Origin of the sequence: Phreatobacter aquaticus (genome assembly GCF_005160265.1) — a bacterium.
Classification (GTDB): domain Bacteria; phylum Pseudomonadota; class Alphaproteobacteria; order Rhizobiales; family Phreatobacteraceae; genus Phreatobacter; species Phreatobacter aquaticus.
This window is the reverse complement of sequence record NZ_CP039865.1, coordinates 2,841,368-2,861,367: the sequence shown is the minus strand read 5'-3', so window position 1 is coordinate 2,861,367 and position 20,000 is coordinate 2,841,368. Positions and strand designations below refer to the sequence as shown.

The window sequence follows — 20,000 nt, the reverse complement described above, 5'->3', positions numbered from 1 at the left end:
CGGCCCGCTATGATGACCGATCGATTTCCCTCTCCCAGCCGCGCGGATTGCCCATGACGACGTCGCTTCTCGATTCGCTCCGTTCCGAGGCAACCGGCGCGCCCGCCAGCGGCATTGTCGAACTGTCGAAATATGCGCGCGCCGCCGGCGACGTGATCCAGCTCTGGGTCGGCGAGGGCGATACCCCGACGCCCGCCTTCATCTGCGAGGCGGCGACCCGCTCGCTCGCCGCCGGCGAGACCACCTACACCTGGCAGCGCGGCATCCCCGAACTTCGCCAGGCGATCGCGACCTATGCCTCGAACCTCTATGGAAGGCCGCTGGGCTCTGACCGGTTCTTCGTCTGTGGCTCCGGCATGCAGGCCATCCAGATCGCCATGACCATGGCGGCAGGTCCCGGCGACGAAGTGCTGATCCCCTCCCCCGTCTGGCCCAATGCGCCGGCAGCGGCCGGCCTGCGCGGCGCGACGCCGGTCTATGTCACGCTCGACCACGGCAATCGTGGCTGGCAGATAGACCTCGACAGGTTCGAAGCCGCCATCACGCCGAAGACCAAGGCGATCTTCGTCAACACGCCATCGAACCCGACCGGCTGGACGGCGACGGAAGAGGAACTGGTCGCCATTCTCGAACTCGCCCGCAAGCACGGGCTGTGGATCATCGCAGACGAGATCTATACCCGCTTCGTCTGGACGGCGGGCCAGCCGAAGCGCGCACCGTCATTCCACGACGTGCGCCAGGACGGCGACCGGATCATCTGGGTCAACACGTTCTCGAAGAACTGGGCGATGACCGGCTGGCGCATGGGCTGGGTCGAATGCGATCCCTCGCTCGGCGACGTGGTGGAAAACCTCATCCAGTATTCCACCTCGGGTTCGCCGATCTTCATCCAGCGCGCGGGCATCGCGGCACTGGAGCGGGGCGAGAGCTTCGTGGAGCACCAGATCACCAAGGCGCGCAAGGCCCGCGATACCATTTCGGAAGCGATCGAGGCTTCCGGGCGTTGCCATTTCTCGCGGCCCGATGGGGCGTTCTACACGTTCTTCGGGGTCGACGGCATGACCGATTCGATGGCCGGCGCCATGAAACTGGTCGATCTCGCCAAGATCGGCCTTGCTCCGGGCGCGGCCTTCGGGCCGGGCGGCGAAGGCCATCTGCGACTCTGCTACCTGCGCTCGCAAGGCGAGATCGAGGTGGCCGCGGAGCGCCTGTTGAAGGCCCTCAAGGCCTTCTGACGGCCCCGTTCCGTGTGGTCAGGTCGGTAATGATCCTGTCAGGTGAGCCCCGCTAAGACAGGCGGAGTGATCGGTTGTGCTACGAACAATCCCGTAGCAATGTGATTGGTCTCTGCCGGGCTCCCGGGGCTGTCTCTCCCCAGGCTCCGGTCCCCGTCGGCACCCGTCATCCCCGGGAGGATGGCTATCGAGCAGATCACCAAAGCTCACCTCACGGTCTCCGAGGCCCGGCTCTCGAGCGTGCTCGATATCGCGGCCGACGGCATTGTCGTGATCGATGAGCAGGCGACGATCCTGATCTTCAACAAGGCCTGCGAACGCCTCTTCGGCTTGAGCGCGCAGGAAGCGATAGGCCGTTCCCTGTCCTCGATGCTGGCGCTGGAGGCGGCCGATCTCGAGGATGCCGCCGGCCAGACGGCCTGGATCCGCACGCTGATCGGCCAGGCTGTGGAAGTCCGGGCACGCCATCGCGACGGCCAGGACGTCCCGGTCGAATTGTCGGTCGGTGAGGCCAGCACACCATATGGCCGCCAGTTCATCGGCATCCTGCGCGACCTGACCCCCCGCAAGGAAGCCGAGCAGCGTCTCAACGAGTTGCAGACCGAGCTCCTCCATATGGCCCGGGTCTCGGCCATCGACGAGATGGGGGCGGCCCTCGCCCATGAGCTCAATCAGCCGCTGACCGCCGTCATGCTCTACCTGCAGGCTGTGGCCAAGACCCATGAGAAGGCGATCGAGGCCCATGCCCAGGGCGAGGTGGCGGCCCATTTCGATGCCGCCGTGTCGTCGATCCTTGAAAAGGCGCGCCGCGAGACCGAGCGCGCCGGCCAGATCATCCAGAGCATGCGGCACTTCATCCAGAAGCGCGAACCCGACCGCCGGCTGATCGACCTCGCCCCGCTGGCCGAGGAGGCGATCGAACTGACCATGCTCGGCTATCGCACCTATGCGCGTGTCGAGCGGCGGTTCTGCGAAGACCTGCCCGCCGTGCTGGTCGATGCAATCCAGATCCAGCAGATCATCGTCAATCTCGTCCGCAATGCGCTGGATGCCGTTGGCAAGGAGCCCAATGCCCGGATCTGGGTGGAGACGGAAGCCTCCGACGGTGTCGTGCGGCTGATGGTCCGCGACAGCGGCAGCGGCGTCCCGGCGGCAGCCCTGCCCCATCTCTTCAAGGCCTTCGCCTCGTCCAAGCGGAGCGGTCTCGGTCTCGGCCTCGCCATTTCCCGCACCATCGCCCAGAACCACGGTGGCGAACTCACCGTCGATGCCGGTGGAGGCGGGCGCGGCGCCTGCTTCTGCCTCACCCTCCCCGATCCGCGCGATGCCCGCACGCCCCTGCTCATGGCGCGGCCGGGTGCCGACCGCCCCGAACAACCCAATCCGGTGCCCCGATGACCGAATCCCAGAGCGAAATCTATGTGGTCGATGACGATCCGGCGGTGCGCGACGCGCTCAGCGTCGTGTTCTCGATCGAGGGATTCGGCGTTACCGGGTTCGCCGACGGCCAGGCCTTCGTGACGGCGGCCCGCGGTCAGACGCCGGCCTGCATCATCCTCGACGTGCACATGCCCGACCGTTCCGGCCTCGACATCCTGAAGGAGCTGAACGCCGACAGCTATCCGGCACCCATCTTCATCATTTCAGGCCAGGGCGACATTCCGATGGCGGTCGACGCCATCAAGCATGGCGCCCTCGACTTCATCGAGAAGCCGTTCGATGCGGACACGGTGGTGTCGCGGGTCCGCGAGGCGATCGCCAGCACTGCCCGGCGGATTGCCGCTCCGGCCGCGCCGGTGAAGAGCAATTTTCCTGGCATGGACCTGCTCACGCCCCGCGAGCGCGAAGTACTTGGCCAGATCGCGGCCGGCGCCTCCAACAAGGAGGCAGGACGCCACCTCGGCATCAGCCCGCGCACGATCGAGGTGCACCGCGCCCGCATCATGGAGAAGCTGGGGGCGAAGAATGCCGCCGATCTCGTACGGATCGTGCTGACCGAGCATCGGCCATCCTGAAGCCTTGGCCGCCCCTCAATGCGGGCCGGCAACCTTGCCGCTGACGCCGGCCTGTTCGAAGGTCGCCATGCCCTGGTGGATGGCCAGCGCATTCTTGACGATGCCGCAGGCGAGCGCCGCGCCTGACGCCTCGCCAAGCCGCATGCCGAGATCGAGCAGCGGCGCCTTGCCGATGCGCCGGAGCACTTCGGCATGCGCCGGCTCGGCGGAGACATGGGCCGCGAGGCAATGGTCCAGGCTTGTCGGATCCAGGCGATGGAGCACGGCGGCCGCGGCCGACACGACGAAACCGTCGAGCAGAACCGGAATGCGCTGAAGCCTGGCCGCCATGATGGCGCCTGCAAGCGCCGCGATCTCGCGGCCACCCAGCCTGCGCAGCACTTCGAGCGGGTCACCGAGATGGCCCTCATGCCGGGCGACCGCCTGCCGGACTGTCTCGGTCTTGCGGGCGAGACCAGCCTTGTCGACCCCGGTGCCCGGTCCGACCCAGTCCTCGGCCGATCCGCCATAGAGTCCGTTCAGCACGGCGCTGGCGACGGTGGTGTTGCCGATGCCCATCTCGCCGAGACAGAGCAGATCCGCGCCAACAATCGCCTCCATGCCAAAGGCGATGGTCGCAGCGCATCCCGCTTCGTCGAAGGCATCGTCGGTGGCGATGTCGGGCGTCGGCACGTCGATGGCGAGATCGAAGACCTTCAGCCCGATGTCGTTGGCCACGCAGATCTGGTTGATCGCGGCACCGCCGGCGGCAAAGTTCTCCAGCATCTGGCGATTGACGCTGTCGGGAAAAGCGGAGACCTGGTTGCGGGTGACGCCATGGCTGGTCGCGAAGATCGCAACGAGAGGCCGGTCGACACGCGGCTTGGCGTTGGCGCTCCAGGCGGCCACCCATTCGACGATCTGTTCGAGACGGCCGAGCGAGCCGGCAGGCTTGGTCAGGTCCGCCTCACGCATCCGCACCGCCGCGAGCGCCGCCTCGTCCGGGCCGGGCATGCTGGTCAGCAGGGAGCGGATGTCGTCGAAGGGCAGGCCCGTCGGGCCATGGGGCTGGGGAGCCATGAGCGCTGCTTCCGGATTCGTCGGAGAAGATCGGGGGCGGAGCCGTAGCAGGGCCAGGGACCTCAAGACAAGCTGGCGCAACGCCGCGTCGCGCCTTATGCGAGACCCATGACCGACCTCCATCCGGCACCGTCGCTCTGGCGCGACACGATCCAGTCCCTGCGCTTCTATTCGCGCTTGCCGCTTCCCGTCCTGCCCGGCGAGGACGATCCGCATCGCGTGCCGGATTTTGCGGTGCTGGCGCGCGCCGTGCCGATGGCCGGGCTGGTGCTCGGCGGGCTTGCCGGAATGATCCTGGTGCCGGCAGCCCTGGTCTTGCCCGCCTTAGTGGCGGCAACCCTTGCGGTTGGCTGTTCGATCATCATGACCGGCGCCTTCCATGAGGATGGCCTTGCCGACACCGCCGACAGTTTCGGCGGCATGACGCGGGACAGGCGGCTGGACATCATGAAGGACAGCCGCATCGGCACCTTCGGCGGCGCGGCCCTGATCATTGCCCTGATGCTGAAGGTGACGACGCTCGCAAGCCTCATCCCCCAGGTCGGCATCGGAGGAACTGCGCTGGCACTGGCTGCTTGCGGCGCCTTGTCGCGCACCGCGGCGCTGGCGCTGGCGTTCTACCTGCCGCCGGCGCGCGACGACGGGGCAGCTTACGCGACCGGCGCGCCGACCCCGGAAAGCTGGGATCAGGCCCGGTTTTTCGCCCTTTTGACCGCTCCCCTGCTCTGGCCGGCTGGCGGTGTCGCCGGCACGGTCACCGCGATCCTGGTGATTGTGGGGGTGGCGTTCGGGATGGTGGCCCTCGCCCGGCGCCATGTGGGCGGCTATGTCGGCGACATGGCAGGCGCCACTCAGCAGGTCAGCGAGATTGCCGTTCTCATGACATTGCTTATCTTGGCCTGAGCCCACCGGACCCCATCCATGCGCGCCGCCGCCATCGAAAGCCCCTGCCAACGCCTCTGCACCATCCATCCGACGGCCCGCATCTGCGAAGGCTGCGGGCGGACGCTTGGTGAGATCGGCGGCTGGCTGACCATGACGCCAGAGGACCGCCGCCGCGTCATGGCTCTCCTGCCGGACCGCCTCAAGGCCCTGGGCGCACCCTCATGACGTCACGCGGACTGCTCTGGGTCCTGCTCGGTGCCGTCGGCCTCGGCGTGCTGGTCGCGGCCATGCGGTCTGAGGGCATGGCGGCAGGCACGCTCGATACCGGCGACTATGCCTCGCTTGTCGGCCTTACCGTGCTTGCGACGCTGACCGGAGCCAGCGTCATGGGCATGTTCCGCGGGCGGGCCGGCGATGCCATCCAGGCGATCGTTGCCTGGCTCGCCATCTTCACGTTCCTCGGCGTGGTCTACACCTACCGCTTCGAGTTCGAGGCCGTGGGGCGCAGGCTCGCCGCCAATCTCATTCCCGGCATGGCGACCCAGGGCGTGACCGGCGCGCGGGAGGTCACGGTGCCGCGCGGGCCAGGCGGCACCTATGTCGTGCGTGTCGAGGTCAATGGCGCGCGCGGCGTGCCGATGCTGGTCGATACGGGCGCGACGGCGCTGGTGCTCAGCGATGCCGATGCCAGGCGCGCCGGCATCCAGGTCGACCGCCTTGCCTTCAACGTGCCGGTCTCGACCGCCAACGGACAGGCGATGGCGGCCAGCGTGACGCTGGACAAGGTGAGTGTCGGACCGATCATTGCGCGCCAGGTGCGCGCACTGGTCTCCCAACCAGGTGCGCTCTCGTCGAGCCTGCTCGGCCACACGTTTCTCGACCGGCTCGAAGGCTATGAGGTGCGCGGCGGCGTTATGGTCCTGCGCGGCAAGAGCTAAGGCGCGCGGCGCCTGCGCACCAGCATGACAAGACCCGTGGCGAGCGCCACGAGCAATGCCAGCGCCGCTGTTTCGGCGATCGTCGCCAAGCCCGCCACGAAGAGAAGGAACCCCGGCACCAGGCCGATCAGGAAGGCGCAGCAGCTCCAAAGAAGGATCCGCACCGGTCGCCCATCTGGCTCAGCCGACCGGGACACCGCCGACCTTTGGGGATCGCGGGTCATTCTGAGCGCCGTGCCGACAGCCGCGGCGGCGCCCAATACGATCGCGATGACAGGGCCAATCACCAGGCCATAGGCCATGGCGCCGCCGCCGTCGTGGTCGCGCGCGCCGGTCAACGCGAGGTAGCCGAGATAGAAGCCCATCGTGGCGAGCCATCCGCCAATGGCACCGCCGAGGAAGGCAAAGACTGAGGCGATGAGGACGCGCATGGTCAGGCAGCGGGCGGAGCTGGCGCCGACGTCTGCCGGCGCGAAAGCCGAAGCGCCGTGACCGTGGCGGCGACTGTGCCGAACAGAAGGCCGAGTGCCGGGCCGAGAATGAAGATCGCCCCCATCGCGCCGCCACCGTCGCGGTCGAAGACGCCGAACCATGTGGTGGCGGCGAGATATCCGCCGATCGAGACGGACCAGCCGGCAACAAGGCCAAGGAAGAAGGCAAGGAAGGACCAGAGGAAGGTGCGCATGGTGGCGGGATAGAGCCGATATGTTTCCGCCTGTCGGCGCGGAACTCGCCTCTTGTCACCGCCCCCCGACACGGACCATTGTCCCGCCTCCACGAGGCCAAGTCCCATGACCGCACCAACGACCGTCATCACCCGTCGCCAGACACTGAATCTCGGGCTCGGCGCGGGAGCCGCCGTGACCTCGCTTGCCGCCGGGCCAGTCATCGCCCAGGCCGGCGCGAAGGTGGTGACGCTGCTGCTGGTCAACGACATCTACAAGATGGGCGAGGAGAAGGGCCGCGGGGGATTTGCCAGGCTCAACGCCATCGTCAAGGCCGAGCGGGCGCGTGGGCTGCCCATGATCTATGTCCACGCTGGCGACATGTATTCGCCCTCGCTGATGTCCGGTTTCGATCAGGGCGCGCATACGGTGGAGCTCACCAACATGGCGGCCCCGGACGTGTTCGTGCCGGGCAATCACGAGTTCGATTTCGGACCCGAGGCCTATTTCAAGCGGATGGACGAGGCGAGGTTCCCGTTCTACGCGGCGAACATGCGGGCTGCAGACGGATCGATGCTGCGTGGCCATATCGACGGCAAGATCTTCGACCTCGGCGTCGTCAAGCTCGGCGTGTTCGGCGTTGCCCTACCGACAACGCCGGAACTCTCATCCTCCGGTGACATGAAGTTCCTGCCGACCATGGAAACGGTGCGTCGCGAAGCCGCCCGCCTCCGCCGCGACGGCGCCGATCTAGTCGTCTGCTGCGCCCATACCGACCGCAAGGACGACCTCGACATCGTCCGCTCGCGTCTCGTCGATATTCTGCTGACCGGCCACGACCACGACCTCGCCATTACCTATGACGGCCGCACCGTGATGGTGGAGAGTTCCGAGGAGGGCTATTACGTCACCGCCATCGACCTGACGCTCGGCACATCGGGCGAAGGGGCCGAGAAGCGCGTCACCTACACGCCCTCGTTCCGCGTCAACGACAGCCGGCTGGTGACCCCCGATCCGGAGACGATCGCCCGCGTCCAGCAATACGAGAAGATGCTGTCGGAGGAGCTCGACGTGGTGATCGCCACGCTCGCCGGCGAACTCGATACGCGGACCGCCATGGTGCGCTCGCAGGAGACGGCGTTCGGCAATCTCGTCACCGACGCCATGCGGATCTCATCGGGCGCCGATGTCGCGATCACCAATGGCGGCGCCATGCGCGGCAACAAGATCTATCCCGCTGGCACCCGCTTCACCCGGCGCGATGTGCTGACCGAAATGCCCTTCGGCAACCGCACCGTGGTGGCCGAGGTCACGGGGGCCAACATCATCGCCGCGCTGGAGAACGGTGTCTCCGAGATCGAACAGCGTGCGGGGCGGTTCCCCCATGTCTCGGGCATGACCGTCACGGTCGAACGCGACCGCCCCGCCGGCAGCCGCATCGTCGATGTGAAAGTCGGCGGCCAGCCGCTCGACATCGACAAGGTCTACAAGGTCGCGACCAACGACTTCATGCTGCGCGGTGGCGACGGCTATACGGCGCTCGGCCTGCGCGTCACCGATGCCGACGTGAAGGGCAAGCTGGTTGCCTCGGATGTGATGGTCCATTTGCGCAGTCTCGGCACGATCACGCCGAGGACAGAGGGCCGCATAACACTGCGCTAAATGAGAAGACCTGCAACACCGGATTCAATATATCCGTCCGTATGTTGCGAATATGTCGCGACGATTGCGAATGTGCCTGAACGGCTGTTTCCCCGATTGCCGGAATCCTCGCGTCTGGCTAACCTGCCTGCTACTATAGACACTTCGAATATGAACGGTCCGCCCGCATGATCCGCCCAACACTTCTTTCATCGGTCGCTGTTGCTGCGCTGTCGGCCGGCACCGCCAATGCGCAGAGCCTCGGTGCACCGCGCACGCCGGTCGCGGTCAACTGGACCGGCTCCTATGCTGGCTTACTGGCGGGCGCGAGCTGGGGCTTCAACCGCTGGACTGACGTCAACGCCGCTTATGGCCCCAACAATTCGAACTACAATTCGAACCCGATGGGCGTCGCCTTTGGCGTGTTCGCCGGCCACAATTGGCAATTGTCGCAGAATTTCGTCGTCGGTCTCGAGGCCGATCTGACCTACAGCACGGCCAATGGGACCGCGGTCGTCCTACCCACCTGGGCCTGGATTCACGGCCACGCCAATTTTGCTGGCAGCCTGCGCGCCCGCGCCGGCTATGCCATCGACCGCGCCCTGTTCTACGTTACCGGCGGCCTTGCCTTCGGCAACCCGTCGCAGATTCGCACAGATCTCCTGAACAATCCGAACATCGGCGCACGTTACGATGGCTTCCGCATCGGCTACGCGCTCGGCGCGGGTGTCGAGTACATGGCCAGCCAGGCTTGGACCGTGCGTCTCGAAGCGCTCTATTACGGCTTCGGCAGTGCGCGGCCGACCGACCTGCTGAATGCCGGCTATGTCTACACCGCTCAGTCGTCCCAGTTGCAGGTGCGCGTCGGCGCCGCCTATCGCTTCTGATCTGGACGGGTCAGTTCGGCGTCAGCCCGAGCCGATCGAGCAGCGACTTCATCCGCTGTGTTTCACCGCTGAGGCGCGCCGCAAAGGCGGCGTGATCGCCGTAGATCGCCTCGACGCCGGTTCGGGCGGCGATATCCCGGAAGACCGGACGTTCGAAAGCCTGGCGGCACGCCTCCTCCAGCATCGCCTGGCGGTCCGGCGCTAGACCAGCGCGAGCGAACAATCCGCCGAATGCCTGGAGCGAAATGGGATATCCGAAACTGCCGATGGTCGGCACGCCCGGATAGACCGGCGATAGCCGCTCAGAGAAGACCGCCAGTGGGCGAACCAGCGCGGGATCGAACGATCCGGTTGCCAGCACCGCGCCATCGAGCTGACCATTGGCGAGATCCGCCAGCATCTGGCCATGAGCGCGATAGGGAATGTCGTTGACGCCGATGCCGGCACTGGTGGCGAAACCCATCAACTGCAGGTGGGTGGCGGCCGCCCGACCCTGGTGGCCCATGCGCAGTGTGCCGGGGGCCGCTGCCGCCCGCCGCACCAGGTCCGCCACATCGGCAATGCCGGAGGCCTTGGAGGCGACCAGCACGAAGGACAGCTCATAAACTTGGCAGAGCGGCAGATAGGCCGCGGGATCAAGATGCGGCTCGCGCCTCAGATGCGGATGGACGGTGAGCTGGGTCGGTCCGGAAAAGACCAGCGTCAGGCCGTCCGGCTCTGCCTGGGCCAGATCGACAAAGGCGAGCGTGCCCGCCGCTCCATCGCGATTGGCGACGATCGGACGGCGGCCGAGCGATGGCTCCAGGGCCTCGGCAAGGCCGCGCGCGAGGGCGTCGATGGTCGTTCCCGCGGAGAAGGGCACGATGATGCGGATCTGCCCCCTGTCCTGCCCGACCGCTGAGCGCCCGACCGGGGCGACAGCGAGCAGACCAACGCCGAGAGCCAGCGTCCGCCGATTGATCGTCACGAGCGATGATGTCCGCATGCCGCATGCCCTGCTTCATCCTGTCCGCGATCGTCTAGCCGAAAAATCCCCGTCAGGAATCGTCGATTTGCTCTAGCCTGCCTCTCGCACTCCATCTGCGATGAACTGTCGTCTCTGTCGGACCGTGCAACAGTGCCTGAGCCGGAACGCCCGCCATGATCTTCGTCGATACGATCCACCTGCACGCCGGTCTCTTTCCAAACCGCCCTGCCATCATCATGGCTGATCGGCGGGTCACCTACAGGATGCTGTCGGACGAGATCCATTGGGTGTCCGCGCGCCTTCACCAGGCAGGCTTCCGGTCCGGAGACATGGTGATCGTCGATATCGAGAACCCGATCCGCCACTTCACTCTCGTCTCGGCCCTGATGAATCTCGGGATGGTCTCGATGACGGCGAGCGGCTCCATCACCGAAGTGCCGGAGGTCGGCATCACCGCCGTGTTGGCGAGCCGCACCATGGCCACGCCTCAGGCGATGCGCCTTGTCGTCGTCGACGACAGGTGGTTCCAGCCGTTGGATGATGCCGCCTATCCGATAGATCCCGCATCGCGCGATCCGAACCGCCTCATCATGTTCGGGCTAACCTCGGGTACGACAGGGCAGCAGAAGGCCATTCCCTTCACTGTGGGCGAATTCGACCTGCGCCTGCGAAACCTGATGCTCTATCATGGTGCGCCGGGCACCGAGCGTGATCTGGTGCTGATCGGCTTCGCCTCGCAATGGGCCCTGTCGGAAACGGCGCGTGCTCTCGCCTCGGCGCGCACGGTGTGCCTGGCCCGGAACGCCGAGGAGGCGGTGCGGCTGATCGATCTCTACCAAGTGGGGGTCATCCTTGGCTCACCGCAGCAGTTCGCGGGCCTGCTGGCGGCGCTCGACGAGGCACCGGTCTCCTGCGCATCGGTGCGGTTGGCCTCGCTGGCGGGGGCGATGCTCGGGGCTGAGCTTGCAGCTGGCATCCGGAAGCGCATCACCCCGCTAGTTCTGGTCGGCTATGGCTCGACAGAGGCTGGCAAGACGGCACTTGCGTCGCTCGATACCGTCGAGATGATTCCAGGCGGCGTCGGCCACATCGTGCCTTCGGCCCGGCTGGAGATTGTCGATGACGAGGACAACGCCGTTGCGCCGGGCGCCTCGGGGCGCGTCCGGATCATTGCGGCAGGCGGCGGGCGGCCCTACGAGCGCGGTACGCTCTATCCCGACCGGACACCGGACTGGTTCTATCCCGGCGACCTCGGGCACCTGACGGCGGAGGGCCTGCTGGTGATCGAAGGGCGCACCGACGAATTGATCAATGCCGGCGGGCTCAAGGTTGCGCCTGACCGGGTCGAGGAGTTGGTGGCGGGACGGCGGGACATTGCCGATGCGGCGGCCTTCGCTGTTCGCGGCGCTGGTGGTTTCGATCAGATCTGGCTTGCCATCGTGCAGCGACAGCCCGTGCAGCCGGACGAGCTGATTGCCTTCTGCCGCCGGCGCTCCGAGACGCTTGCGCCGGTGCGGATCGTGGTTGTCGATGCGATCCCCCGCAATGCGATGGGCAAGGTCGAACGCGCCAAACTGAAGGCCCTTGCTGGACGCTGAATGGTCCTGTCGCGAATGGCTGACCCATCTCGCGCTATGGGAACCTCGATCCCGGCATGTCTGTAGACCGGCTCCGGCTGTGTGGGTCGCTGATGATCAATGCCGTCGATCAGGTCCGGCTCAATGTGCGCCTGGCCTGCGGGTCACCGATGCCGACGTGAAGGGCAAGCTGGCTGCGTCGGGTGTCGTTGTGTATCGGCGCGGCCGGGAAACAGTTGCGCCGCAGAGCGAAGGGCGGATTGTTCTGCGACAGCGCATCAGTCTCATAGCTTTATCCCATGAGCCGTCGGTCAATATCGACTTCCGCGCTGGGTAATTGTTGCTTGATTGTCGCAATCATGGAGTCATCTTCGCGACACTCGGAGCAACCGATTGCAGATTTCCGTTTCTGGATGTATCGATTCCAAATAGTTGGTTTCCCCTGAACCTGGCAATCGAGATCGAATGACCCGCGCCAAGCTTCTCTCCTCCGTCGCACTGCTCGCCCTCACCATTGGCAGCGCCCATGGCCAGGGTCTGGGCGCGCCCCGCGTGCCGGTCGCCATGACATCCGGCGTGGCCAACTGGACCGGCGCCTATGCCGGCGCCTTGCTCGGGGCAGGAATCGGCCAGAATCGCTGGACCGACATCGGCGGCATCTACAACCCGCCCAACACGTCATTCACTTCAAGCCCGGTCGGCGTCGCGCTCGGCCTGTTCGCTGGCTACAACTGGCAGACGTCGGCCAATCTCGTGTTCGGCATCGAGGCCGACATCACCTACAACACGGCGAGCGGCAGCGCGCATGTCTCCGGCGGCTATGCGTTCGTCAATTCGAAGTCGCAGTTCGCCGGCAGCCTGCGTGGGCGCGCGGGCGTCGCGGTCGACAAGGCCCTGTTCTACGTGACGGGCGGTCTGGCCTTTGGGAACCCGTCGCAGAGCTATGTCGACAATGGGTTCGTGGTCGCCCGCTCTGACAGCTTCCGGCTCGGCTATGTCGTGGGCCTCGGCAGCGAGTACATGGTCAGCCAGAACTGGACCGTGCGGCTTGAAGCCCTCTACTATGACTTCGGCACCAACAGGCCGCGCGATCTGACCAACAATGGCTATTCCTTCGCTTCGCGGAGCTCGCAGATCCAGGTCCGCGCAGGCGCCGCCTACCGCTTCTGACGCCTAGGCGTCATTGCGACACGAGACCAAGCCGACCCAGGAGAGCCTGCACCCGCAGGCTCTCTTCTTTTATGCGGCGGGCGAAGGCATCTCCGTCGCCGAAGATCGTCAGGACGCCGAGCCGGCGGGCTGTTGCCTGGAAATCCGGCTCCTCGGACGCTGCCCGGAATGCTCGCGCCAGACGGGCCAGCGTTTCGTCGGATGTCCCTGCACGCGCAAAGACGCCACCGAAGACCGGCAGTGCCGGGGGGAACCCGAGCGAAGCCGAGGTCGGCAGGTCCGGATAGAGAGCGATGGGCTGGCCAGCAATCAGCATCAATGGCTGGATCACACCTGTGTCGAACGTGCCGGGCGTCGAAATGGCCGCGTCGAGCGCCCCGCTCGCGAGATCGGCCACCAGTTGGCCATGCGCGCGATAGGGCACCTCGATCACCTCGACACCGGCAGTCCGCGCAAAGCCGAGCAGTTCGATATGCGTGGCCGAGGCCAGGCCGTAATGACCGAACTTCAGCGCGCCAGCGCGCTTCTTCGCCAATTCCACGAGGTCTGCCACATTGCGCAGCTCCAACCGTCGCGAGACCACCAGAACCAGCGGTTGTTCGAACATCTGGCAGACCGGCCGATAGTCGGCGGGGTCGAGCTTGGGGTCACGACGCAGGTGCGGGTGGACGACCAGGGGGCTGGCCGCACCGAAGATCACCGAGGATCCGTCGGCTGGGCTTTGGGCCAGTTCGGCAAACGCAAGCGTCCCGGAAGCGCCATCGCGATTCATCACGACAGGTCGTTCCGGCAGGTGCAACGACAAGGCCTCGGCGAGGCGGCGCGCCATGGCATCAATTACCGTTCCGGCCGAAAATGGCGCGACAATTCTCAGACCTTGCGATTGGGCGACGGCGCGGTCGAAAGCAAAGGCCGACAAGGCCGCCCCGATCATCGCCCCGCGGCGCGACACGCTACCGGCGCACATCTCCATTTCCGCATGCATCACATCTGGCATGTATTGTCGCCAATCAACCGGTTCTGTTCTACTCGTCTTAAACTTCGAACTGAGGCCAAACCATGATTTTCGTCGACGCAGTGCTGCTGCATGGCAGGCTCTTTCCTACCCGGCCGGCGATCATGACATCGGACCGCATCGTGACCTACGGCATGTTGTCCGATGCGATCCACTCGGTCGCAGGACGTTTGCATGGTGCTGGCTTGAAGCCCGGCGATATCGTCCTTGTCGCTGTCGCCAATCCGATCCGCTTCATCGCCCTGATGTCTGCGGCCATGCGCCTCGGACTGGTCGTTCTTCCCGCCCGCCCGGATGAGGTGCGGCTGCTCCCATCGGTCGGGGCTGTGGCGGTGCTCACTGATGCCATGATCATGGCGCCGGTTGGCGCGCGCACCATCATCGTCGATGGCCGGTGGTTCGAGCCAGCTGGCGCAGCCTATCCGGTCGATCCGACTGCGTCCGCCCCCGACAGATTGTCGTTGCTGGCTCTGACATCGGGAACGACCGGCCAGCCGAAGCTGATCCCCTTCACCGTCGAGGATTTCGACCGGCGCGTGCGCGATCTCTATCGCTACCAGCCGGCACCGGGAACCGAGCGCGATCTCCTGCTGATCGGCCTCAACTCGCAATGGGCCATCGCACAAGCGGCCCGCGTGCTCGTGTCGGCCCGCACCCTGTGCATCGCCGAGGCCGCGGAGGAAGCCGCAAGGCTGATCGACCTCTACCAGGTCGGGACCATCATTGGGTCGCCGCACCAGCTGGCAGAACTGGTCGCGGCGCTGGAGGAAGTTCCGGCCTCCTGCGCCTCACTGCGGTTGGTGAAAACCGGTGGCAGCAGCCTGTCGAAGCCGCTGCTCGAGGCGATCAAGCGCCGCATCTGCCAGCACATCATCATGATCTACGGATCGACCGAGGCCGGACGCACCGCCATGGCCACGACCGCGATGATCGAGAGCGAGCCGGGTTGCGTCGGCGTGCCGGTCCCCGACCGAACGATCCAGATCGTCGACGAGCAGGATCAACCCCTGCCACCAGGGGCGACAGGGCGCGTGCGCATTCTCACGCCCGGCGGCGGACGCGCTTATACGCCAGGAACCCTGACACCGGACCGTTCGCCCGACTGGTTCTACCCGGGTGATGCCGGCCACCTGACGGCGGACGGGCGCCTGATCATTGCCGGCCGGTCGGATGACCTCATCAACAGCGGCGGCGTGAAGATCGCCCCGGAACGGATCGAGGAGCTCACAGCCGGGCGCACGGACATTGCCGATGTCGCGGCATTCGGGCTTCCTGGCGCATCGGGCGTCGATGAGATCTGGCTGGCGGTCGTTCCGCGCGGCCATCTGGATCAGGCCGACCTCCTGGCAGCCTGCGCCCGCCGATCGGACCTGATCGCGCCGCGCCACCTGCTGGTGGTGGACGCCATCCCCCGGAATGCCATGGGCAAGGTCGAACGCGCCAAGCTGAAGGCGCTTGCACGCCGCTGAATGATCGAATTGCGAGCGATCGGTCTCACGTTAGCCATGAAGGCAGTCAACGTGAGGCGACGATGCCGGGAGCTTGTTCGTCCATGTCATTCGCCCCTTTGACACACCCCAGCCGCCGCGAATTGGCGTTGGGCGCCTTGAGCCTCGTCACGGCGCCCGGCCTGCTTCGCGCCCAGCCGGCCACGGGTGAGCGGGCCGACCTGCGCTCGGTCTTCCGCGAGCACGGCGTGAGCGGCTGCTTCGTCAGCTACGACCTCAAAGCCGATGTCTGGACCTATGTCGACCGCGCCCGCGCCGAGCGGCGCTACGTGCCGGCCTCCACGTTCAAGATCGCCAACAGCCTGATCGCCTTGGAGGCCGGCGCCGTCGCTGACGAGAATGAGATCGTTCCCTATGGCGGCAGGCCTCAACCGATCAAGGCCTGGGAGCGCGACATGTCGCTGAAGGAGGCCATCGTCGTGTCCAATGTGCCGGTCTACCAGGAACTGGCGCGGCGCATCGGCATCGAGCGCTATCGCGAATGGCTGGCGCGGCTGGATTATGGCAACCGGGATCCGGGAACCGTGGTGGACATGTTCTGGCTCCGGGGACCGCTGATGACGAGCGCCGTGGAACAGGTGCGGTTCAACGTCCGGCTTGCCCGCGACCGGCTGCCCGCCTCATCGCGCGCGCAAGCCATTGTCCGCTCGATCGTGACGTTGGAGACTCAAGGGCCGCGCACGCTCTATGCCAAGACGGGCTGGTTTGCCGCCGGCACGCCGAAAATCGGCTGGTGGTCCGGCTGGATCGACACAGGCGAGAACGTCCACGCCTTCTGCCTCAACATCAACATGACCGCCATGGCCGATGCCTCCAAGCGCCTGTCGATCGGCCGGACGATCCTGGCGCGGCTTGGGATTTATGGGTGAGACGGACAAGCTTATCGCCACGAATACACACGCGACACTGGGTTCTACAGTCTATTTTATTTATCCGGCAAAATACATTCGAATCTCTGACGTTTGACTATACACTTTTTTTTGATGCGCTAATTGTTAATCCACAATAACTTCCGGATGATAGATATGTGCAAAACATACCTTTCCGTCGCTGTTCTGTCAGTCGGGCTGTCTGGTTGCTCAACCGCATCAATCCCACCTGTTGATGGGGGCGATTTCATCCCGGTTTCGAGTATTCTCAATGGCGTCAGATGCGAATTTGCTAGCTTTGCCTTACGAAATCCAAATGCCCCCTTCTTGAAGGGGCCATGGCAAATATCTGGTGAGCTTGAGGTCAAAATCGTCAACTCGAGCCAGGCGACGGCAGGAGCGGACGCGAAAATCGCCGCACTTGGCGGCTCGCCACTTACATTGAACTTCGGGTTCGGGTGGGAACATACCTCCAATACAACCCGCAAGACGACATTCAAGTTCTCGATCAATTCGCAGGCACCGATGAGGCCATGTGAGCGCATTACTCCGAACGGACCATTTCGATCGACGGATGCGTTTCCAGTTATCAACGGCTTGGGTTTTGAGAACTGGCTGCAGGCCACTTACGCTCAGAGTACCAATGGTGCGCAATTGAATGGTGAAAGTTACGAGTACGGCGTCGATTTCGGCGCAACATCGAAATTGTCAGGAAATGCCGGAATTGAGTTGGTCCCAGTAACAGTCAGCGCAGCGGGCTTCAACAAGCGAGACGACGTTCAAAGCCTGGACATTTCGATCGTGCAACCGTCGCCCAGAGCGGGACCAATCCGGATTGAATTGACACAGCGCGTGGCTTCCGTGGGGGGCACGAACCTCCAGGCATTGCGCCAACCTGTTCCCAGCCCAGCGACAATCGGGGCGGTAATCGTTCCTCAGGCGGTATCACCCGGTACATCGGATATTGGCGAGGCGTTGCGGCAAGCGGCGCGTGCGCGGCGCCGCCCTTAGGCGAAGCCGGCCTAGCGCGCCACGACATCCCACAGGAAGCGCAGGCACACGATCAGCAGGAACAGGCCGAAGGCCACCTCAAGCTTGCGCTTGGGCAGGGAATGGGCGATGCGCGCGCCGATCGGAGCGGTCCAGATCGAGGTCGGGATGAACAGCAGGAATCCGATCAGCGACACGTAGCCGAGCGCGAAAGGGAACTGGATGGCGGCGACCTGCGGAAACTCCGCGGCCTTGGGCCAGCCGGCATAGATGTATCCAAGCGCGCCGGGAATGGAGATCAGCACGCCGAGACCGGAGGACGTGGCAATCGCCTTATGGATCGTGTGGCCATAGGCCATCATGACGAGATTGCCGAGTTGGCCGCCGCCAATGCCCATGAGGCTCGACAGGACACCGATGATGCCGCCGGAGGCGACCATGCCGGCGGGGCCGGGCATGCCGGTGCCGAACTTCAGCTCCTTGCCGGTGAGCAGGCGATAGGCCGAGAGGCCCGCGACGAAGATGAAGACCGCCTTGAACACCCCGGGCGGCGCGTAGCGGGCAACCGCCGAGCCGACGATCACGCCGACGACAACCGGCACGGCCCAGGCGCGCAGCACCTCCATGTCGACCGCGCCCTTGGCTCTGTGGGCCTGGAATGAGCGGATGGAGGTCGGAATGATGATGGCAAGCGAGGTGCCGACGCAGAGCGGCATGCGGATCTCCAGCGGCACGCCGACCACACCGAAGAGCTCGTAAAGGACGGGCACGATCACCGCGCCGCCACCCACGCCGAAAACACCGGCCAGGATGCCCGTGGCAGCACCGGCGGCCAGAAGGCCGACGGCAAGGATCGCGAGTTGGTCGTAGGGAACGCCGAAGAGCATGGGGGACATCCGCGCGGGAAACGAGTGGGCGGCTTAAACCCGCATCTGCGCGCGAACAAGACCCGCCGCCGCGTGTCCGGCCTGCAAGGGGGCTGATTCTGGCCGACAGGACATCGGACAAGCCCGGAAACATGACGGTTACAGGGGAAACGCAGCGAGCCTCCCGCGGCGCCGGGCTGCAAAGGAGGCCTGCGACAAGGGCGTCATCGGCGAACGGATCCACGGGCCTGAACGGCCATGGGACGCACCGCCCCAATCAACAGGAGACAGGACCATGACCTCGATCAAGACCCTTGCCGTCGCCGCCCTCTTCGCGCTCACCGCGGGTTCCGCCATGGCTGCTGCCGTCGGTGGCGGTGGTGGCGGTGCTGCCGGTGGCGACGCCGGCAGCTTCGGTGGCCCCGATGGCTCGATCGCGGCCATCCAGCTTCCGGCGCCGCCCCAGGCTGCTCCGCAGAACCAGCCTGGCCAGGGCACCAGCTGCCGCTACGAGTTCCTCCGCGGCCACTTCTGCGACGTGGTTCCGCGTCGCTGAGCCTGGCGGCACACCGGGCAACGCGGGCGGCCTCCGGGCCGCCCTTTTCGTTTGCGGATCAGGCGGCGATGGCAGCGGTGCCGCGCCGCGCGACGACGAGCGCCATCGCGTCACGAAGCACGTCAAGGCCGGCACCGGGCTTCACGGCATTCTCGGAGAGGTGACGGCGGAAGGCCCGCGCGCCGGGAACTCCCTGGTAGAGGCCGAGCAGATGGCGCGTGATCGAGGAGAGACGGACGCCCTCTGCGAGGTGCGTCTCGGCATAGGGGATCATGGCCTCGAAGGCGGCGTCGAGGATTTCCGGCGCCACGGCGTCGCTGTCCTCGTCCACGCCCGCGAGGATGGCCGGGTTCTGGTAGGCGGCGCGCCCGATCATGACGCCATCGAGCGTCACGCCGTCCCGCGGCTCAAGCAGCGCGCGCGCTTGGCCAAGCGTGGCGATGCCCCCGTTGACCGAGATCGGCAGGTGGGGAAACCGCGCTTTCAGGCGAAACACGCGCCCATAGTCGAGGGGCGGGATCTCGCGGTTTTCCTTCGGCGACAGTCCCTGCAGCCAGGCCTTGCGCGCATGAACGATGATGGCGTCGGTGCCGGCTGCGACCACAGAGTCGGCCAGGGCATCCAGAGCCTGTTCCGGATCCTGGTCGTCGATGCCGATCCGGCATTTGACGGTGACGGGAATATCGACAGCCGCCTTCATGGCCGCGATGCAGTCGCCCACCAGGGCGGGGGTTGCCATCAGGCAGGCGCCGAAATTCCCCCCCTGGACCCGGTCAGAGGGGCAGCCGCAGTTGAGATTGATCTCGTCATAGCCGAAATCGGCGCCGATTTTGGCTGCCTGCGCAAGGGCTTGCGGATCAGAGCCACCCAGCTGGAGAGCCACCGGGTGCTCGTCCGCCGAGAAGCCGAGCAGGCGCTGGCGGTCGCCATGGATCACCGCATTGGCAGTGACCATTTCCGTGTAGAGCAGCGCGTCGCGCGTCAGCTGACGGTGAAAGAACCGGCAATGACGGTCCGTCCAATCCATCATCGGGGCGATGGATATGCGACGCATGCAGTTCTTGGTGTCGGTCGGATCAGTCATGCAGTTGGCGCGGCGGTCAGGGGAGCTCGGTACAACGGGGTTTCTCTGCTCGGTTGGGCGCCTCTCTACACCA

Annotated in this window: 21 protein-coding genes; 14 read left to right on the top strand and 7 right to left on the bottom strand. The window is 65.6% G+C overall.

Going from position 1 to position 20,000, the window contains the following annotated elements:
- Positions 1 to 53: 53 nt before the first annotated feature.
- From E8L99_RS13425 to E8L99_RS13415, 3 genes are all read left to right on the top strand, one after another.
- Positions 54 to 1,235: a pyridoxal phosphate-dependent aminotransferase gene (locus E8L99_RS13425; RefSeq protein WP_137100020.1), complete on the top strand. Its 1,182-nt coding sequence runs from the start codon at positions 54 to 56 to the stop codon at positions 1,233 to 1,235.
- Between the two features lie 180 nt (positions 1,236 to 1,415).
- Complete coding sequence (locus E8L99_RS13420; protein ID WP_137100019.1) at positions 1,416 to 2,633, top strand: sensor histidine kinase; 1,218 nt, start codon at positions 1,416 to 1,418, stop codon at positions 2,631 to 2,633.
- Positions 2,630 to 3,250, top strand: coding sequence for a response regulator transcription factor (locus E8L99_RS13415; RefSeq protein WP_137100018.1), 621 nt, complete (start codon positions 2,630 to 2,632; stop codon positions 3,248 to 3,250). The genes E8L99_RS13420 and E8L99_RS13415 overlap by 4 nt, the downstream gene beginning before the upstream one ends.
- Before the next feature lie 15 nt (positions 3,251 to 3,265).
- Here E8L99_RS13415 and cobT read toward each other — a convergent pair whose 3' ends face one another.
- Positions 3,266 to 4,309 carry a nicotinate-nucleotide--dimethylbenzimidazole phosphoribosyltransferase gene (cobT, locus tag E8L99_RS13410; protein WP_137100017.1) on the bottom strand — a complete coding sequence of 348 codons (1,044 nt, stop codon included), beginning with the start codon at positions 4,307 to 4,309 and terminating at the stop codon, positions 3,266 to 3,268.
- Positions 4,310 to 4,417: 108 nt separating this feature from the next.
- Between cobT and cobS the strand changes: the two genes are divergently transcribed.
- Genes cobS through E8L99_RS13395 form a run of 3 tightly spaced genes read left to right on the top strand, consistent with a single transcriptional unit; the run spans position 4,418 to position 6,132 of the window.
- Positions 4,418 to 5,212, top strand: a complete 795-nt coding sequence (gene cobS / locus E8L99_RS13405) for an adenosylcobinamide-GDP ribazoletransferase (protein WP_137100016.1) — start codon at positions 4,418 to 4,420, stop codon at positions 5,210 to 5,212.
- An 18-nt stretch (positions 5,213 to 5,230) separates the two neighbouring features.
- Positions 5,231 to 5,419, top strand: coding sequence for a DUF1289 domain-containing protein (locus tag E8L99_RS13400; protein ID WP_137100015.1), 189 nt, complete (start codon positions 5,231 to 5,233; stop codon positions 5,417 to 5,419).
- Positions 5,416 to 6,132, top strand: a complete 717-nt coding sequence (locus E8L99_RS13395; protein WP_137100014.1) for a retropepsin-like aspartic protease family protein — start codon at positions 5,416 to 5,418, stop codon at positions 6,130 to 6,132. The genes E8L99_RS13400 and E8L99_RS13395 overlap by 4 nt, the downstream gene beginning before the upstream one ends.
- Here E8L99_RS13395 and E8L99_RS13390 read toward each other — a convergent pair.
- Together E8L99_RS13390 and E8L99_RS13385 are read right to left on the bottom strand one after the other, a co-directional pair.
- Positions 6,129 to 6,563, bottom strand: a complete 435-nt coding sequence (locus E8L99_RS13390; RefSeq protein WP_137100013.1) for a hypothetical protein — start codon at positions 6,561 to 6,563, stop codon at positions 6,129 to 6,131. The two genes, E8L99_RS13395 and E8L99_RS13390, sit on opposite strands and share 4 nt — an antisense overlap.
- Positions 6,564 to 6,565: 2 nt before the next feature.
- Positions 6,566 to 6,946, bottom strand: a complete 381-nt coding sequence (locus E8L99_RS13385) for a hypothetical protein (RefSeq protein WP_137100012.1) — start codon at positions 6,944 to 6,946, stop codon at positions 6,566 to 6,568.
- Here E8L99_RS13385 and E8L99_RS13380 point away from each other — a divergent pair.
- Positions 6,924 to 8,459 carry a bifunctional metallophosphatase/5'-nucleotidase gene (locus tag E8L99_RS13380; RefSeq protein ID WP_137100011.1) on the top strand — a complete coding sequence of 512 codons (1,536 nt, stop codon included), beginning with the start codon at positions 6,924 to 6,926 and terminating at the stop codon, positions 8,457 to 8,459. The genes E8L99_RS13385 and E8L99_RS13380 overlap by 23 nt on opposite strands.
- Positions 8,460 to 8,626: 167 nt before the next feature.
- Positions 8,627 to 9,325, top strand: coding sequence for an outer membrane protein (locus E8L99_RS13375; protein ID WP_137100010.1), 699 nt, complete (start codon positions 8,627 to 8,629; stop codon positions 9,323 to 9,325).
- Between the two features lie 10 nt (positions 9,326 to 9,335).
- Here E8L99_RS13375 and E8L99_RS13370 read toward each other — a convergent pair whose 3' ends face one another.
- Positions 9,336 to 10,310 (bottom strand): Bug family tripartite tricarboxylate transporter substrate binding protein, encoded by a 975-nt coding sequence (locus tag E8L99_RS13370; RefSeq protein ID WP_137100009.1) that lies wholly within the window; start codon positions 10,308 to 10,310, stop codon positions 9,336 to 9,338.
- 155 nt (positions 10,311 to 10,465) lie between these two features.
- Between E8L99_RS13370 and E8L99_RS13365 the strand changes: the two genes are divergently transcribed.
- Both E8L99_RS13365 and E8L99_RS13360 read left to right on the top strand, forming a co-directional pair.
- A complete protein-coding gene (locus E8L99_RS13365; protein WP_137100008.1) occupies positions 10,466 to 11,890 on the top strand; it encodes a class I adenylate-forming enzyme family protein in 1,425 nt (474 codons plus the stop codon).
- A gap of 444 nt (positions 11,891 to 12,334) precedes the next feature.
- Positions 12,335 to 13,039, top strand: coding sequence for an outer membrane protein (locus E8L99_RS13360; protein ID WP_137100007.1), 705 nt, complete (start codon positions 12,335 to 12,337; stop codon positions 13,037 to 13,039).
- Positions 13,040 to 13,049: 10 nt separating this feature from the next.
- Here E8L99_RS13360 and E8L99_RS13355 read toward each other — a convergent pair whose 3' ends face one another.
- Complete coding sequence (locus E8L99_RS13355; protein ID WP_168201671.1) at positions 13,050 to 13,868, bottom strand: Bug family tripartite tricarboxylate transporter substrate binding protein; 819 nt, start codon at positions 13,866 to 13,868, stop codon at positions 13,050 to 13,052.
- 230 nt (positions 13,869 to 14,098) lie between these two features.
- On the opposite strand from E8L99_RS13355, the gene E8L99_RS13350 reads away from it, so the two are divergent.
- The 3 genes from E8L99_RS13350 (at position 14,099) to E8L99_RS13340 (ending at position 17,442) form a co-directional block, all read left to right on the top strand.
- Complete coding sequence (locus E8L99_RS13350) at positions 14,099 to 15,523, top strand: class I adenylate-forming enzyme family protein (protein ID WP_137100005.1); 1,425 nt, start codon at positions 14,099 to 14,101, stop codon at positions 15,521 to 15,523.
- An 83-nt stretch (positions 15,524 to 15,606) separates the two neighbouring features.
- A complete protein-coding gene (blaOXA, locus tag E8L99_RS13345) occupies positions 15,607 to 16,431 on the top strand; it encodes a class D beta-lactamase (protein ID WP_137100004.1) in 825 nt (274 codons plus the stop codon).
- A 156-nt stretch (positions 16,432 to 16,587) separates the two neighbouring features.
- Positions 16,588 to 17,442, top strand: a complete 855-nt coding sequence (locus E8L99_RS13340; protein ID WP_137100003.1) for a hypothetical protein — start codon at positions 16,588 to 16,590, stop codon at positions 17,440 to 17,442.
- Between the two features lie 11 nt (positions 17,443 to 17,453).
- Here E8L99_RS13340 and E8L99_RS13335 read toward each other — a convergent pair whose 3' ends face one another.
- Positions 17,454 to 18,308, bottom strand: a complete 855-nt coding sequence (locus E8L99_RS13335) for a sulfite exporter TauE/SafE family protein (RefSeq protein ID WP_137100002.1) — start codon at positions 18,306 to 18,308, stop codon at positions 17,454 to 17,456.
- A 274-nt stretch (positions 18,309 to 18,582) separates the two neighbouring features.
- On the opposite strand from E8L99_RS13335, the gene E8L99_RS13330 reads away from it, so the two are divergent.
- A complete protein-coding gene (locus E8L99_RS13330; protein ID WP_137100001.1) occupies positions 18,583 to 18,843 on the top strand; it encodes a hypothetical protein in 261 nt (86 codons plus the stop codon).
- Between the two features lie 58 nt (positions 18,844 to 18,901).
- Here E8L99_RS13330 and dusA read toward each other — a convergent pair whose 3' ends face one another.
- Complete coding sequence (dusA, locus tag E8L99_RS13325) at positions 18,902 to 19,927, bottom strand: tRNA dihydrouridine(20/20a) synthase DusA (protein WP_168201670.1); 1,026 nt, start codon at positions 19,925 to 19,927, stop codon at positions 18,902 to 18,904.
- Between the last annotated feature and the right edge of the window lie 73 nt (positions 19,928 to 20,000).